The sequence below is a fragment of the Hymenobacter coccineus genome (genome assembly GCF_001816125.1).
Lineage (GTDB): Bacteria > Bacteroidota > Bacteroidia > Cytophagales > Hymenobacteraceae > Hymenobacter > Hymenobacter coccineus.
On sequence record NZ_MDZA01000311.1, the window covers coordinates 22,664 to 37,347 of the forward strand.

Sequence of the window (14,684 nt, forward strand, 5' to 3'; positions counted from 1 at the left end):
AGATAAATAAGATCTAATATGAGGCAGTTATAATTATGAGAATATGAAATGCTACAATAGTATTAACGCAATCGTATGCAGGGAAATACTTTTGTTGTTATCATTTCACTAATTCAAACGAGCATATGAAATCCGTTTTACTTGCGGTATTCGTGGTGTTTGCGCTATTGCTTCAGCCATTCGGTGCAGCAGCCCAAACACAAACGATTCAAGGGATAGTTAAAGACGGCAAGGGCGAGGCCCTGCCGGGCGTCACGATTCTCGTAAAAGGCACCACCAACGGCGCCAGCACAGGAGTAGACGGCCGCTTTACGCTGCAGGCCCCCGCCAACAGCGTGCTGGTCATCAGCTCGGTTGGCTTTACGCGCCAGGAAATACCCGTGGCGGGCACCAACGGCAACGTAAATGTGACGCTGGCCGACAACGCCCAGGCCCTAAACGACGTCGTAGTTATCGGCTACGGCACGGCCCGCAAGAGCGACCTCACCGGCTCGGTGGCTTCCGTAAGCAGCGCGCAGCTAACGCAGGTGGCTACCTCCGACCCCGTGCAGGCCCTGCAAGGCCGCGTGGCAGGCGTGGACGTGACGTCCAACAGCGGCCAGCCCGGTTCAGGCACTCGCATCCGGGTGCGCGGCGTGGGCACTATCAACAACGCCGACCCCCTGTACGTGGTGGACGGCGTGCAGACCGGTGACATCAGCTTCCTGCTGCCCACCGACATTGAGTCGACGGAAATTCTGAAGGATGCCTCGGCTACGGCCATTTACGGCTCGCGTGGCGCCAACGGTGTGGTGCTCATCACCACCAAGCACGGCAAGGCCGGCAAAACACAGTTCAACCTGTTTGGCTACACGGGCTTCCAGCAAATCCGCAAAAAGCTGGACCTGACCAACGCCCAGCAGTACGCCACGCTGGTAACGGAGGCCTACGCCAACGGCGGCGGGACGGTGCCCACCGACTACTCGGCGCTGCTGAACAGCGCGTTGCAAGGCAGCGAGCCCGGCTTTAACTACCAGGATTTTGTGACCCAAAAGGGCCTGATCACCAACTACTCGCTGTCGGCCTCGGGCGGCACCGAGCAGAACCGCTACCTCATCAGCGGCAACTACTTCCAGCAGGACGGCATCATCCAGGCCACGGGCCTGAAAAAGTACGTCATCCGGGTGAACGACGACGCCAAGCTGACCGAGCGGGTGAAAGTGGGCGTTTCGGCCACGTTCGCCAACGCCAACCAGACGGGTGCCGGCGACGGCCAGGGCGGGGCTTTCTACAGCACGGTACTCCAGAACGCCATCCAGGCCAACCCCATCTCGTCGCCCTACAACGCCGATGGGACCTTCTCCTACAACAACATCACGAGCTTCACGCCCAACCTGGGCCGCTACCTCCAGGAGCAGGAATTCAACAAAACGTACACCACCAACCTGTTCACCAACGGCTACCTCGACGTGTCGCTGGCCAAGGACCTGACGTTCCGCTCCACGTTCGGCATCAACTACAACAACTACCACCCCAAGGTGTACCAGCCCAAGTACTACCTGGGCCCCAACGACCAACGCTCGCAGAGTGCTCTGGTGGAAACCCGTGGCGACAACATCTCGTGGGTGTGGTCGAACTACGTGAACTACAACAAGGACCTGGGCAACAACAGCTCGTTCTCGGCCACGCTGGGCCAGGAAGCCCAGCGGGCCTATGGCAACAGCATCTCCATCACGGGCTACGATGTGCCCGCCGATGTGTCGTTGCAGTACATCTCGGCTTCCCGGGCTGCTAACTCTACGGTGCGCAGCGGCCAGTACGCAGCGGCTTGCTCTCGTACTTCGGCCGGGCCAACTATAACTTCCGCGACCGGTACCTGGTAACCGCTACCCTGCGCTTCGACCAGACGTCGCGCTTCCTGGGCTCGCAGCGCACGGGCACCTTCCCCTCGGTGGGCGTGGCCTGGAACTTGTCGAACGAGGAGTTCATGAAGGGCATTACCGCGGTTTCGGCGCTGAAACTGCGCGGTAGTTACGGCGCCGTGGGCAACCAGAACGCGGCCCCCAACTACGGGTACGCCTCGGTGGCCACCAACAACCAGAACTACGTGTTTGGGCCCGACAAAGCCAAGAACCCCGGCCTGGCCATTGCCACGCTGAACAACCCCGACCTGCGCTGGGAGACGGCCGTTACCACCGACTTCGGCATCGATGCGGCGTTCCTTGACAACAAGCTGACCTTCACCGGCGACTACTTCGAGCGCAAAACCGAGCACATGATTGCCTTGCTGCCGGTGCCCAACTTTGTGGGCCAGGCCCCCGCCAGCGCCAACGTGGCCTCGCTGCGCAACCGCGGCGTAGAGCTGGCTTTGAACTACCGGAACGAAATCGGTAAGCTCCAGTACAACGCCGGGATCAACTTCACGAAGGTGAACAACCTAATTACCGACCTGGGCGGGGCCAACCCCATTGCCAGCGGCAACGTGCTCTCGCAAATCGGCAACACCACCCGCACCGACGTGGGCCACGAAATTGCCTACTTCTACGGCCTGCAAGCCGACGGCATTTTTCAAACGCAGGCCGATGCCGGCAGCTCCTTGCAGCCCGGCGCCGTCGCTGGCGACGTGCGGTACCGCGACATCAACGGCGACGGTAAGATTGACGCCAACGACAACACCTACCTGGGCAGCGCCACGCCCCGTTTCAGCTACGGCGCCTCGCTGAACCTGAACTACGCCAACTTCGACTTTAAGATCCTGCTCTACGGCGTACAGGGTGCCGAGGCCATCAACGCCGCCGCCTTCAACTTGTCGAAGTCGAGCAACTTCGCTGGCCTGTGGAACAATTTCTACGCCGACCGCATGGACCGCTGGACGCCCACCAACACTGGCTCCAACCAGCCCCGTGTGACGTCGAACGACACCAACAACGGCGGCGGCTACAACGACAAGTTCAGCAGCCGTTACGTGGAAGACGCCAGCTACCTGCGCGCCCGCAACATGGAGCTGGGCTACTCGCTGCCCAAGGCCCTCATCACCAAGTACCAGATCAACGGCTTCCGGGTATTTGCTTCGGTGGATAACGTGTTCACCATCACCAAGTACCGCGGCCTCGACCCCGAGATTTCGGCCTCTGGCTACTACAACAACCCCCTGGCCTACGGCGTGGACTTCGGCAACTACCCCCAGCCCCGCACCTACCGCCTGGGCCTCAACGTGCAGTTCTAACCCAACGATATTATCTAACCGCGCAATATGAAAACCTCCAACGCAGTTCGTTTGCTAGCCTTTACGGCGCTGGTAACGCTTTCGCAAGGATGCCAGAAGTTCCTTGACAAAGAGCCCCTCGGGGCCACCACCCAGAGCAACCTGTTCAACGACCCCGTGAACGCCGTGCAGGCCGTGAACGCCATCTACGACGTGGCCTCCTGGGACCAGGGCCCCAAGTTTGGGGTGAGCGACTACGTGGGGCAGACCTACGAGTGGATGTTTGGAGACGTGATGAGTGACGACGCGGAGAAGGGCAGCACGCCCAGCGACTTCTCGGCCCTCATCGACCTGAAAAACTGGACCGTGAACCCGTCTAACGTGCCATCTACCACGCTGTGGGTGCACAGCTTCACGGGCGTTGCCCGGGCCAATACGGTGATTAACAACATCGACGATGGCACCATCGACGCCGCGCTGAAGTCGCGCCTGAAAGGGGAGGCCCTGTTCCTGCGGGCGTACTTCTACTTCAACCTCGTGAAGACGTTCGGCGGCATGCCGCTGTTTGAGAAAGCGGTGTTGCCCACCGAAGTCGCCAGCGTGACGCGCAGCAGCATTGCCGAAACCTACGCCTTTATCGAGAAAGACCTGAAAGACGCCGTGGCTTTGCTGCCCGAAAAAACCGGCTACGCCAGCGCCGACCTCGGACGCGCCACCAAGGGCGCCGCCAACGGCTACCTGGCCCGTGCCATCATGTACCAGCTCGGCACCGACAATACCAACAAGCACACCTGGCAGGAAGTGTACGACCTGACCAGCACCGTCATCACCTCGGGCAAGTACAGCCTGCTGGCCAACTACGCCGCCATTCACCAAACAATTGGCGAGAACAGCAGCGAGTCGGTGTTCGAGATTCAGTTTGCTACCTCGAACGATACCTACGGCCCCATCATGACGGGCACGACCAATAACGTGTTCCAGAACAACCGCGTGGCCACCAAGGTATCCAGTGACCCGGCCAGCGCCAACGTACCGGGCACCGGCTGGGGCTACGGTTTCAACAACCCCACCCAGAACCTGGTTAACGAATTTGAGGCCAACGACCCACGCCTAGAGGCCACCGTGTACAAGAACAATGACATTGTGCTCGGCCTGCGCGAAACCATCGATTTGTCGCAGAATGCCACGGGCTACCTGAGCCGGAAAGTGGCCGTCCTGGTGCCCGCTGCCAACCAAGCAGGGCCCCAGAACATCCGCAAGATGCGCTACGCCGACATCTTGCTGATGAAGGCCGAAGCCGCCGCCCAAACCAGCAAGAACGCTGAGGCTGTGGCCCTGGTGAACCAGGTACGGGCCCGGGCGCGCACCTCTACCCGCCCGCCCGGCGCTACCACCGTAGGCACGGCCGACAACTACGCGCCCACCAACGCGCCCGCCGGCACCCTGCCCGACATCAGCGCCGGCCTTGCGGGCCAGCCTCTGCTGAACGCCATTTGGCACGAGCGCCGCGTGGAGCTAGCCGAGGAGTCGCTGCGCTTCTGGGACTTGATCCGCACGGGCCGCTACTTCGGGGTGCTGCCCAGCGCAGTGGCCGCCCGGGCCATGTCGCACAGCATCACCACCGGCGTAGTGAACCCCATTCCGCTGTTGCCCATCGACCTGAACGATGCCCAAGTGTGGAAGCTGCCCCAGAACCCTGGCTACAACTAAGCCTGCTTAGTTATGCAACGAAAAGGCGGCCCGCTACTCAACCGAGTGGCGGGCCGCCTTTTTTTATGGAGCATCAGCCGAAACTATTGTGGGGGGCCTAAATATTCCGCCAGCTTCTCGCGCAGCAGCGCCACCAGGGCCGCGTCCTGGAATTGGTAGTCGTCGGGAATGCGCAGGTTGACGAGGCGCTTGCCAGTTAGGGCCCCGGGGAACTTCTCGCGCAGGCGGTCGGCGTGGCGCTTTTCCATCACGAACACCACATCGGCCCAGCCCAGGTGGCCGGCCGTGACGCGCACCCGGGCCCCCGCCTCGGTGCCGGCCGAGCGGGCCAGGGCCCCCGGGTGGCCGTCGAAGAGCCGCTCGGCGGTGAGGCTGCGCCAGCGGTTCTGGCTGCAAATAAATAGGAGCTTATCGATGGAAAAGGCGCTGCGAAAGGTGGGAAATGGGGCCCCGGGCGCCAATGCTGTGGTGGCGTTTGCCGCTAGGCCCGCAGTCGTTTCAGCACGCTTTGGGCGGCGTGGTAGCCGCACATGCCGTGCACGCCCCCGCCCGGCGGCGTGGACGCGGAGCAGATGAACAGGTCGGGGTTGGGTGTGCGGTAGGGGTCGAGCCGCGCCACGGGCCGGGTGAAAAGCTGCGCCAGGTTCACGGCGCCGCCCGTGATGGCGCCGCCCACGTAGTTGGGGTTGTAGGCTTGCACGGCGTGCGTGTTCATGGTGCGCCGGGCCAGCACGAGGTCCCGGAAGCCGGGGGCGAAGCGCTCAATCTGGGCGTCGATGCGCGCGCTCATGTCCTGGGTCGAGCCGGCGGGCACGTGGCAGTAGGCCCAGCCGGTGTGCTGGCCCGCGGGGGCCCTGGTGGCGTCGAACAGGCTCTGCTGGCAGAGTAGCACGTAGGGGCTGTCGGCGTGGTGGCCCTGCCAGGCATCTTTTTCGCCGCGGGCAATTTCCCCGATGGGGCCCCCCAGGTGCACCGTGGAAGCGCGCAGGCAGCGCGGGTCGCGCCACGTAATGGGGCCGCTTAGGGCATAATCTATTTTGAAAATGCCGAGCCCGTACCGGAAGTTCTCCAGCCGCCGCCGGTAGCCGGCTGGCAGGTACTGCCCGGCAATGCGGGCCAGTTGGCCCGCGTCGGTATCAAACACATACGTGCGGGCCGGGGGCAAATCCTCGAACCGCAGGATGGGCGTGGAGAGCTGGATTTCGCCGCCCAGGCTGACGAAGTAAGCCGCCAGCGCATCGCTGAGGCTTTGCGCACCGCCCTTGGGGAAGGCCCAGTTCTCGGCGTGCCCCGTCACTAAAAACAGCAGGCCGATGGCGGTGGTAAACAGCTTATCGAACGGCAGCACGCTGTGGGCCGCGCACCCCGCAAACAGGGCCCGCGCCCGGGGCCCCCGGAAGAAATGCTCAGCAAAAAAGTTGGCTGGCAGCAACGCCTTCAGTCCGAAACGGGCCAGCAGCAGCGGGCTGTGCGGCACGCCCAGCGGCTTGAGTACATCGCGCAGCAGTTCGTCAGTGCGCCCCACGAAGGGCCGCACCAGGGCTCGGTAAGCGTCCGCATCGATGCCCAGGTTTTGGGCCGTTTCGGCAATGGACTTGGAGAGGACAACCGCTTCCTGCCCGTCCAGCGGGTGCGCTACCGAGGCGGGCGGCACCACCCATTCGAGGCCAAATTTCGCCAAAGGCAAGGTTTGGAGATAGGGCGACAAGTAGCCCAGCGGGTGCACCGCCGAGCCCAAATCGTGCCGGAAGCCGGGCAGGGTTACTTCTTGGGTGCGGGTACCGGCGCTTAGCGTGTCGGCCCCTTCCACGATGAGCACGCGCAGGCCGCGGGCGGCCAGTACGGTGCCCGCGCTCAGCCCGTTGGGGCCCGAGCCAATGATTACCGCGTCCCAGGGTTTGCTGCTCATGCGGCTTCGGTTGATGGGGTTATCAGAGGTTTGTTGGAAGTTGTTATTACTAGTGTCCCAACAACTTCCAACGAATAATTGCGCTTAGCGCACAATGGCCACCTTCACTTTTTTGCCTTTCACCTTAGCGTTCTGCATTTTGGCTAGCACCGCTTCGGCCTGGGCCTCGGGCACGGCCACGAAGCTGTAGTGCTCGTGCACTTCAATGCGGCCCACGGCGTCGCGCTCCAGGCCGCCCACGCTCACGAAGGCCCCCACGAGGTCGCCGGCGCTGATTTTCTCGCGCTTGCCGGCCGAAATGTGAAGCGACACCGTGCTGGGGCGCGGGGCCTTGGGCGCGGCGGCGGGCAGGGCGGGGGGCACCAGGCGGGCCCACTGCACGGTGGCCGCGGCGGGCCAGTTTTGCAGCTTGGCCTGCTCGGGGGGCGTCACGAGGAGGTGGGCAGTGCCCACGGCCCCGGCGCGGGCCGTGCGCCCGGCCCGGTGCTGGAAGGTGTCGGCTTGTTCGGGGGCATCGTACTGCACCACCGTGTCCAGCTCGTCCACGTCGAGGCCCCGGGCCGCTACGTCGGTGGCTACCAAGGCAGTGGCCGAGCCGTTGCGGAGCTTCATCAGGGCTTTGTCACGCTCGGGCTGCATCATTTTGCCGTGCAGGGCCTCGGCGGCCACGCCCCGGCCGCGCAAAAAGCGCGTCAGCTCCTCCACCCGGTCGCGGGTGTTGGCAAAAATGAGCGAGCGGCCGGCGTTGGGCTGGCTGATGACGTGGTAGAGGGCGGCGGGTTTCTGGTCGGCGGCGCTCACCACGTGGCCGCGCAGCAGCAGGTTTTCGGGCAGGGTAGCGGCCCCGGCGGTGCCGGCGGCCCCGCCGCCGTCCACGTTCACCACCTTGGGCCGGGCCAGGTGCGAGCGCACCAGGGCCAGCACTTTATCGGGCATGGTGGCCGAGAACAGCAGCGTCTGGCGGCGCTGGGGCAGGCGGCTCACAATGGTCGCCATCTCCTCCTGGAAGCCCAGGTCGAGGAGCTTGTCGGCCTCGTCCAACACCAACACCTTCAATTGGTTGGGGACAAAGGTGCGCTGCTCCAGGTGGTCGAGCAGGCGGCCGGGCGTGGCCACGATGACGTGGGGCATTTGGTTTTCCATCGCCTTGCGCTCGTCGCGCATGGGGTGGCCGCCGTAGTAGGAGGCAATTCGCAGATTAGGAGTGGTTTTGCCGAGTTGGCGCAGGGCGTCGCGCACTTGCAGGGCCAGCTCGCGGGCGGGCACCAGCACAATCACCTGCACGGCGTTTTCGGCCGGGTCGATGCGCTGGAGCAGGCCCAGGCCGTAGGCGGCGGTTTTGCCCGAGCCGGTGGGGGCCTGGCCGGCCACGTCGTGCCCGCCCAGCACGAAGGGCAGCACGGCGGCCTGCACGGGGGTAGGCGCGGCCCAGCCCAGCTCCACCAGGGCGGCTTGCAGGGCGGGGGTCAGGTCGAAATCAGCGAAAGCGGCGGCGCGGGGCGCGGCGGGTTGGGCAGGCGTATCAGAGGTTTGCACCGCACAAAGGTACGGCCGGGGCTACGGCAACGCCTCAAAGGCCAGGAACTGGTTGATTTTGCGGGCGTTGAAGTTGTTGTCGAGGCGCGCGACGGGCTAGGCAAAGCGCGTCCGTCAGGCCTACCCCGTAAAATCCCTCGTCGTCGCGGGGCAGGTACCGGGTGCCGTCGGGCCCGGCGGCCGTCCTCAACTGGGGCCCACCACGCGCAAGCCGAAACCAGCGCCATTGCCGCCAGCCCAGCGGTGCAACGAAAGAAAAGGCACCTCCGACGACGAAAGGCGTTGCTTTACAAGCCAATAACGGCGGAAAAATTACCGTTCGTCTGCTTCAACGTTGACCAGCCGGTAGCGCACGGCCGACTTTTTAGGCCGAATCTGAAGGCCCAGGCGCACGGCGTAGACCTTGGTGAAGGCCGCGCCAAAGTAAAAAATCATGGCGCAATAAAACACGAACAGCAGCACCAGCACCAGCCCCGCCGCCGGGCCGTACACGGGGCCCAGGTCCTGGCTCACGAGCAATTTGCCGAGCACGGTTTCGCCCAGGCTGATGAGCACGGCCGTGACCACCGCCCCGCGCCGCACGGCCCGCCAAGGCACTTTGGCCAGGCTGAGGGTGCGGAAGGTAAGGCCGAACCACACGGCCAGGATGGTGAAGGCGGCCAGCGAGTTCAGCCCCCGCACCACGTAATACACCACCGTGGTGTCGAAATCGCGGATGCTGTCGGCAAATAAGCTCAGGGCCGCGTCGGTGCTGAAAGCCAGCACCGCCAGGGCCCCCGTGGCCAGCAGCACCATGCCCGAGCGCAGCCGCTCGCGCAGGGCCACGGCCAGGGGCGCGCTGTGGCGCCGAGGCCGAATTTGCCACAGCTGGTTGAGCGAGTGCTGGATGATGGTGAAGAGCGTGGTGGCGATGAACACCAGAAACGCGAAGCCCGCCCACGTCACTAGCCGGGTGCGGCGCGGGTCGGCCACGTTGCTGAGAATCTGCTCGATGAGGCCGGTGGCCGACTGCCCCAGCACGTCGCTGAGCTTGCCCAGCAGCATGGTGCGCACCAGCGACGTGGGGTAGAGGGCCCGCAGCAGCTGGATGAGGATGATGAGGATGGGCGGCAGGGCAAACGAGGTGAAAAACGCCGTGGCGGCCCCCAGACGCAGGGGGTCGTTGGCGGCCAGCTCGCGGGCGGCGTGGCGCAGCAGCAGCGGCAGCTCGCGGTACCAGGGGCCCGGCCGGTGGACGGGCAAAAAAGTGTGTGGCATGGGGGCCCGGACGGCGAAAAAAGGGGCCCGCTCGTAAGCGTGCGCGGGGCCCCGGCGAAGATACGCGCCGGGCCCCTGCCTTGGTTTCGTTAAAGTTTAGCTTTGGATATGACCGTTGCTTCTGCCTCATCTGCCCCGGCCCCGCCGGAGGGCCCCACGGCCCGGCCCGGCTGGCTGCGCCGAGTGCTGCTCGATCCGCTGCTGAACCTGCTGAAGGCGGGCCTCTCGCCCGGCCAGCTGGCCCTCACGGTGGGGCTGGGCGCGGCCCTGGGGGTCGCCCCCACGTTTGGCCTCACCACCCTCATCGCCACCGGCGTGGCCCTGCGCCTGCGCCTGAACGTGGCCGCCTTGCAGCTAATCTGCCACCTGCTCACGCCGGTGCAGTTGCTGCTGCTGCTGCCCCTGCTGCGCTACGGCGGCGAGCTGTTGGGCCAGGGCAACGCGCTGGCGCACTTCACCCTCAGCCAGTTGCAGTACCAGGTGCGCCACGAGCCCTTGGTCATCCTGCGCCTGCTGTGGCGGGCCGAGCTGGGGGCCCTGCTCATCTGGGCGGTGGCGGCGGTGCCGGTGGTGGCGCTGCTCTACTTCGGCTTGCGGCCGGTGTTCCGGCGCGTGGTGCGCAAGCACGAGGCTACTGAGGCGCTGGCTACGCCGGTTGCTGAACAATAACGCATACCTGCGAGGCATCGAGCAGCGCAAATTCCAGCAGGCCCCAGGGCTTCTGCGTCACTCGGTTGCCATTGGGGTGCAGCAGGCCGGGTGCGGCGCGCTGCACCTCGGCGAAAAGCGCGTGAATGTCATCGGTTTCGAGCCGAATTTGGGGCCGGTCGAGGGCAGCGAGGGCCGCGTTTTCTACCAAGTGAAGCTCCACCGCATCTTTGCCCAGGATGCAGAAAGGCTGCGCGCCACCCAATTCTTCGTAGCGCAGCGCAAAGCCTAGGCCCTGCTCAAACAGCGCGCGGCCAACGGTCAGGTCGGCGTAGAAGATGTTCGGAATGAGCTTGGTAAGGGCCATGACGGTAAAGGCAAACAGGGCAAATACCTGGGGCCCCGGGCCGCTCAGTCCGGCACCAGTTGCCAGTCGCCGTGCGCGTGGGGCTCGGAGATAACCAAAAAATCCAGCGCCTCCGCCGCCTTATTTTGGATGCGGTGCACCTGCCCGGGCAGCACGTGTACGCCTTCGCCGGGCCCCAGCACCAGCCGTTCGCCGGCCAGCTCAAAAGTAGCCGTGCCTCTCAGCACGTAAAAGAACTGCTGGGCCGCCGCGTGCCGGTGGCGGACCTCGGCCGTGCCCGGCGGCATCCGTTCCTGGATGACGCCGAGCCCCGGGGTTTGCACAAAGTGCCAGCCCGTGCAGGCATCGCCCCACGGGTAGCTGGGGGCCGTGGCGATGGCAATTTTCATGGCAATTGGTGCGCGGGTATTCTTAGCCCATCGTGTGGTACACGGCCTGCACGTCCTCGTCTTCCTCGAACTTTTCAATGAGCTTTTCGACCTCTTCGGCCTGCTCGTCGCTGAGGGCGACGGTGGTGTTGGGCACGCGCTGGAGGGTGGCGCTCATCACGTTCAGGCCCTTGGCTTCGAGGGCCTTCTGCATCTGGCCGAAGTCGGTGAAGGCGGTTTCCACCACCATGTAGGCGTGCTCGGCGCCGTGCTCGTCCTCCTCGTGGGTTTCGTACACGTCCTCGGCGCCCACGTCAATCAGGTCCAGCTCCAGCTCGTCGCGGTCGAGTCCTTCGGCGGCCAGCTTGAATACGCCCTTGCGGGTGAAGGTGTAGTCGGAGCTGCCCGCCGTGCCCAGGGCCCCGCTGTTGCGGTTGAAGTAGAGGCGCACGTTGCTCACGGTGCGGGTGGGGTTGTCGGTAGCGGTTTCTACCACAATGGCGATGCCGTGGGGGCCGTAGCCTTCGTACACAACCTCTTGGTAATCTTTTTCTTCGCGGCTGCTGGCGCGCTTGATGGCGGCGTCCACGCGGTCCTTGGGCATGTTCACGCCCTTGCCGTTCTGGATGGCGGTGCGCAGGCGGGCGTTGCTGTCGGGGTTGGGGCCGCCTTCCTTCACGGCCATCACGATTTCCTTGCCGATGCGGGTGAAGTCTTTCGACATCCGGTCCCAGCGCTTCATTTTGCGGCCTTTCCGAAATTCAAATGCGCGTCCCATTTTTTCAATTAACAGTTAACAAGTATCATTTAACCGTTTGGGGCCGCCGGTGGGAGTGGGGCCCCGAACGGAAGCGCAAGTTAGCCAAAAGGCGTGGCGGCGGCTCAGCTTCCCGCGCTACGCCGCCCGCACGGCTCGGCCCGGTGCCCAGGCAGGTTCGGCGTCGAGCCACGCCACGAACTGGCGCAGGCCGCTGGCCAGCAGGGTTTGCGGCGCGTAGCCCAGCAGCCGCTGGGCCTTGCTGATGTCAGCGCAGGTCACTTCCACATCGCCGGGCTGCGGCGGCTGAAAATTGAGCCGGGGCGCCGCGCCCACGGCTTTCCCTACGGCTTGGACCAGCGCCAGCAGGGGCACGGGGTGGCGGTTGCCAAAATTGACGGTGTCGTAGCCCGGCGCGTCCTGGGCCAGCAGGTGGGCCAGGCCGCGGGCCACGCCGTCCACGGTATCAAGCACGAACGTGTAGTCGCGGGCCGTGCTGCCGTCGCCAAACACGGGCACGGCCTGGCCGGCCCGCAGCAGGCGCGCAAACTTGTGGATGGCCAAATCGGGGCGCTGCCGGGGGCCGTACACGGTGAAAAACCGCCCGCACAGCACCCCGAAGCCGTGCAGGTGGTGGTAGGTAAACGCCAGCTCCTCGCCGGCCAGCTTGGTGGCGGCGTAGGGCGATAGGGCGACGTGGGCCAGGGGCCGGTCTTCGCGAAATGGCCGCTCCGGCGTGTTGCCGTACACTGACGACGACGAGGCGAACAGCAGCCGCCGCGGGCCGTACTGGCGCATCCACTCCAGCAGGTGCGCCGTGCCCAGCACATTGGTTTCGAAGTAGGCCACCGGGTCGCTTACCGAGGGCCCCACGCCGGCCTTGGCCGCGAGGTGGGCCACCGCGTCCACGGGCTCGTCGATGAGGGCCCCCAGGACCGCCGCGCCGCTGCGCAGGTCGGCCTCGTGAAAGACAAATTGCGGGTGATCGGCAAACCCGGCCAGGTTGGCGAGCTTGGCGGCGCGGGTATAAAACGGGTCGAAGTTGTCGATGCCCACCACGCGGTAGCCGTCGCACAAGAGCCGCTCGCACAAGTGCGAACCAATAAATCCTGCGCAGCCGGTAACCAGAATCGTAGGCATAAAGCTCATTAACAGCGTGTAATGTCCACCAAAAGCCAGCGACTGCGGAGGTTAAGAAACATGAGGGATCTATGAAAGTTTTATGAATTTCCGCCCGAACGAATCAAATTCCTACTTTTATGGGCTCGCCGCATCAATTATTATTTGGTTACCGGTGGGCGTGGCCCCGTTCGTTCTTACTTGCCCTTGTCCTCATTCGTGCCCGATTCTCTGCCCGCCGCGTCGGCCGCCTACCTGGCTGCCCAAACCCTCACCGTGTTGGTGCCCGTGTACAACGAAGAAGAAAGCCTGTCCCAAGTGGTGGTGGAGCTCGACCGGTTCCTGGCCCAAACGCCCGTGCCAACCACCGTATTGTTCATCGACGACGGCAGCACCGACAACTCGCTGCCGCTGCTGCGCGCCATTTGCCGCCCCGGCACGGCCTACGGGTTCATATCGCTGCGCAAAAACCAGGGCCTGAGCACGGCTATCAAGGCGGGCATCGACCACTGCGGCAGCACGCTGGTGGGCTACATCGACTCCGACCTGCAAACCACGCCTCTCGATTTTCTGACCTTCTTCGAGTTCCTGCCCGCCTACGACATGGTGACTGGCGTGCGGACCCAGCGCCGGGACACGCTCCTTAAGAAGGCCTCGTCCAAGGTGGCCAATGCCCTGCGGCGCGCCCTCGTCAACGACGGTATCCAGGATACCGGCTGTCCGCTGAAAATCATGAAGATGGAGTACGCCCGGCGCCTGCCGCTCTTCCACGGGATGCACCGCTTCCTGGGCACCCTGGTGCAACTGGAGGGAGGGCAGGTGAAGCAGCTGACGGTGCAGCATTTCCCGCGCTTCGCCGGCACGGCCAAGTACGCGTTCTGGAACCGGGCCTGGAAGCCCATCGTCGACATGCTGGGCGTGTATTGGCTTCGCAACCGCTGGCGCAGCTACGCCGTGGCGGAAGAGCAGCGTACCCGGGTGTCAACCGGCAGTGCCGCCCCGCTGGGCAAAGTTGCCTAGTAGCTTCTTGCACCCCCGCTGGCCGCAAGCTCACGTTATGGGCACACGCCACCTAATTAACTGATTGAGAGCATTCAGAATACCGAAAGGTGCGTGGTAGGGCCCCCATCTGTTGCCCAGTGGGCAGTTTTGGGTAGAAACCCCGTGCCCGTGGCTACCGGGGCGTGTACGAGCCAGTTGTGGGGGCCCTAGCAACCACCAGCTCGTACACGCCTCGGTTACCGGGCGGGTAGCCGGCAATGGTGATGCTGAGGCGGCGCGTTTTGGCATCGAAGCGGTAGGTGCCGCGCTGCACGTCGAAGCCCTGGGCATCGGTGAAGGCGAAGCGGATGCTGTCGCCGCGTACCGTGCACTGGCCGTGCTGCACAAAGTCGCGGGCCCCGTTGGGCCCCACGATGCGCAGGCGTTTGTCGTAGGTCCCGGTGGGGAACAGAGTGAGGGTGCCACCCACGCCGGCTACGTGGGTAGGCGGGTCGCCGTCGGTGTGGTCGTACACGGTGTAAGCCACGTAGCGGTAGGTACCGAAGAAGGCTGCTGGGGCCCCTGCCGCGGCCGGGCGCGTGGGCTGCGCCGCCGCAATACCGGGCCGCAGCAAAGCCCCCAGCAGCAGGGCCGCGCCCCAGCCGCGGGGGGCCATCGCTGGTTCCGCCAACGCACGCCGCACAGCCAGGCCGGCTTTCCCGCGGGGGAAGTGGTCCGGCTGGCGCGGATAGGAGGGGGGGATTCTGACGGCGTCATGCAAAAAAAGCGTGGGGACGGGTAGTTATTCACGCCTGGAAGGTACGGGCCTGTATCCGCCGCCAGGGCCC

At 64.6% G+C, this 14,684-nt stretch carries 14 protein-coding genes; 5 read left to right on the forward strand and 9 right to left on the reverse strand.

Annotated features, from left to right (window positions below; translation table 11 throughout):
• The first annotated feature begins 125 nt into the window (after positions 1–125).
• Genes BEN49_RS30180 through BEN49_RS16115 form a run of 3 tightly spaced genes read left to right on the forward strand, consistent with a single transcriptional unit; the run spans position 126 to position 4,894 of the window.
• Complete coding sequence (locus BEN49_RS30180) at positions 126–1,862, forward strand: SusC/RagA family TonB-linked outer membrane protein (protein ID WP_083326180.1); 1,737 nt, start codon at positions 126–128, stop codon at positions 1,860–1,862.
• Entirely contained in the window at positions 1,808–3,205 is a 1,398-nt protein-coding gene (locus BEN49_RS30185; protein ID WP_083326178.1) for a SusC/RagA family TonB-linked outer membrane protein, read from the forward strand. The genes BEN49_RS30180 and BEN49_RS30185 overlap by 55 nt, the downstream gene beginning before the upstream one ends.
• 27 nt (positions 3,206–3,232) lie before the next feature.
• Positions 3,233–4,894: a RagB/SusD family nutrient uptake outer membrane protein gene (locus BEN49_RS16115; RefSeq protein WP_083326179.1), complete on the forward strand. Its 1,662-nt coding sequence runs from the start codon at positions 3,233–3,235 to the stop codon at positions 4,892–4,894.
• Between the two features lie 83 nt (positions 4,895–4,977).
• Here the strand turns inward: BEN49_RS16115 and BEN49_RS16120 are convergent, their stop codons facing one another.
• The 4 genes from BEN49_RS16120 to BEN49_RS16135 form a co-directional block, all read right to left on the reverse strand.
• Positions 4,978–5,355, reverse strand: a complete 378-nt coding sequence (locus BEN49_RS16120; protein WP_070745088.1) for a low molecular weight protein tyrosine phosphatase family protein — start codon at positions 5,353–5,355, stop codon at positions 4,978–4,980.
• Between the two features lie 20 nt (positions 5,356–5,375).
• Positions 5,376–6,803 (reverse strand): phytoene desaturase family protein, encoded by a 1,428-nt coding sequence (locus BEN49_RS16125; RefSeq protein ID WP_070745090.1) that lies wholly within the window; start codon positions 6,801–6,803, stop codon positions 5,376–5,378.
• Between the two features lie 84 nt (positions 6,804–6,887).
• Entirely contained in the window at positions 6,888–8,339 is a 1,452-nt protein-coding gene (locus BEN49_RS16130; RefSeq protein WP_070745091.1) for a DEAD/DEAH box helicase, read from the reverse strand.
• Between the two features lie 312 nt (positions 8,340–8,651).
• The gene (locus BEN49_RS16135; RefSeq protein WP_070745092.1) at positions 8,652–9,596 is read right to left on the reverse strand and encodes a YihY/virulence factor BrkB family protein; all 945 of its coding nucleotides are present in this window, start codon (positions 9,594–9,596) and stop codon (positions 8,652–8,654) included.
• A gap of 108 nt (positions 9,597–9,704) precedes the next feature.
• On the opposite strand from BEN49_RS16135, the gene BEN49_RS16140 reads away from it, so the two are divergent.
• Positions 9,705–10,265 (forward strand): DUF2062 domain-containing protein, encoded by a 561-nt coding sequence (locus tag BEN49_RS16140; RefSeq protein WP_070745094.1) that lies wholly within the window; start codon positions 9,705–9,707, stop codon positions 10,263–10,265.
• Here the strand turns inward: BEN49_RS16140 and BEN49_RS16145 are convergent.
• The 4 genes from BEN49_RS16145 to BEN49_RS16160 form a co-directional block, all read right to left on the reverse strand.
• Positions 10,243–10,611: a VOC family protein gene (locus BEN49_RS16145; RefSeq protein ID WP_070745095.1), complete on the reverse strand. Its 369-nt coding sequence runs from the start codon at positions 10,609–10,611 to the stop codon at positions 10,243–10,245. The two genes, BEN49_RS16140 and BEN49_RS16145, sit on opposite strands and share 23 nt — an antisense overlap.
• 44 nt (positions 10,612–10,655) lie before the next feature.
• Positions 10,656–11,000 (reverse strand): cupin domain-containing protein, encoded by a 345-nt coding sequence (locus BEN49_RS16150; RefSeq protein ID WP_070745097.1) that lies wholly within the window; start codon positions 10,998–11,000, stop codon positions 10,656–10,658.
• A gap of 22 nt (positions 11,001–11,022) precedes the next feature.
• Positions 11,023–11,757 (reverse strand): YebC/PmpR family DNA-binding transcriptional regulator, encoded by a 735-nt coding sequence (locus BEN49_RS16155; protein ID WP_070745100.1) that lies wholly within the window; start codon positions 11,755–11,757, stop codon positions 11,023–11,025.
• 117 nt (positions 11,758–11,874) lie between these two features.
• Positions 11,875–12,876, reverse strand: coding sequence for a GDP-mannose 4,6-dehydratase (locus tag BEN49_RS16160; protein ID WP_070745113.1), 1,002 nt, complete (start codon positions 12,874–12,876; stop codon positions 11,875–11,877).
• Positions 12,877–13,074: 198 nt separating this feature from the next.
• On the opposite strand from BEN49_RS16160, the gene BEN49_RS16165 reads away from it, so the two are divergent.
• Positions 13,075–13,875: a glycosyltransferase gene (locus BEN49_RS16165; protein WP_239691972.1), complete on the forward strand. Its 801-nt coding sequence runs from the start codon at positions 13,075–13,077 to the stop codon at positions 13,873–13,875.
• Between the two features lie 154 nt (positions 13,876–14,029).
• On the opposite strand, the gene BEN49_RS28155 is transcribed toward BEN49_RS16165, so the two are convergent.
• Complete coding sequence (locus tag BEN49_RS28155) at positions 14,030–14,512, reverse strand: hypothetical protein (RefSeq protein WP_070745102.1); 483 nt, start codon at positions 14,510–14,512, stop codon at positions 14,030–14,032.
• Positions 14,513–14,684: the final 172 nt, after the last annotated feature.

What these genes read in the sequence shown, in the direction of transcription:
- BEN49_RS30180 (WP_083326180.1), top strand. Translation starts at nt 126, where the DNA reads ATGAAATCCGTTTTACTTGCGGTATTCGTGGTGTTTGCGCTATTGCTT.
- BEN49_RS16115 (WP_083326179.1), top strand. Translation starts at nt 3,233, where the DNA reads ATGAAAACCTCCAACGCAGTTCGTTTGCTAGCCTTTACGGCGCTGGTA.
- BEN49_RS16125 (WP_070745090.1), bottom strand. Translation starts at nt 6,803, where the DNA reads ATGAGCAGCAAACCCTGGGACGCGGTAATCATTGGCTCGGGCCCCAAC.
- BEN49_RS16135 (WP_070745092.1), bottom strand. Translation starts at nt 9,596, where the DNA reads ATGCCACACACTTTTTTGCCCGTCCACCGGCCGGGCCCCTGGTACCGC.
- BEN49_RS16140 (WP_070745094.1), top strand. Translation starts at nt 9,705, where the DNA reads ATGACCGTTGCTTCTGCCTCATCTGCCCCGGCCCCGCCGGAGGGCCCC.
- BEN49_RS16145 (WP_070745095.1), bottom strand. Translation starts at nt 10,611, where the DNA reads ATGGCCCTTACCAAGCTCATTCCGAACATCTTCTACGCCGACCTGACC.
- BEN49_RS16150 (WP_070745097.1), bottom strand. Translation starts at nt 11,000, where the DNA reads ATGAAAATTGCCATCGCCACGGCCCCCAGCTACCCGTGGGGCGATGCC.
- BEN49_RS16155 (WP_070745100.1), bottom strand. Translation starts at nt 11,757, where the DNA reads ATGGGACGCGCATTTGAATTTCGGAAAGGCCGCAAAATGAAGCGCTGG.
- BEN49_RS16160 (WP_070745113.1), bottom strand. Translation starts at nt 12,876, where the DNA reads ATGCCTACGATTCTGGTTACCGGCTGCGCAGGATTTATTGGTTCGCAC.
- BEN49_RS28155 (WP_070745102.1), bottom strand. Translation starts at nt 14,512, where the DNA reads ATGGCCCCCCGCGGCTGGGGCGCGGCCCTGCTGCTGGGGGCTTTGCTG.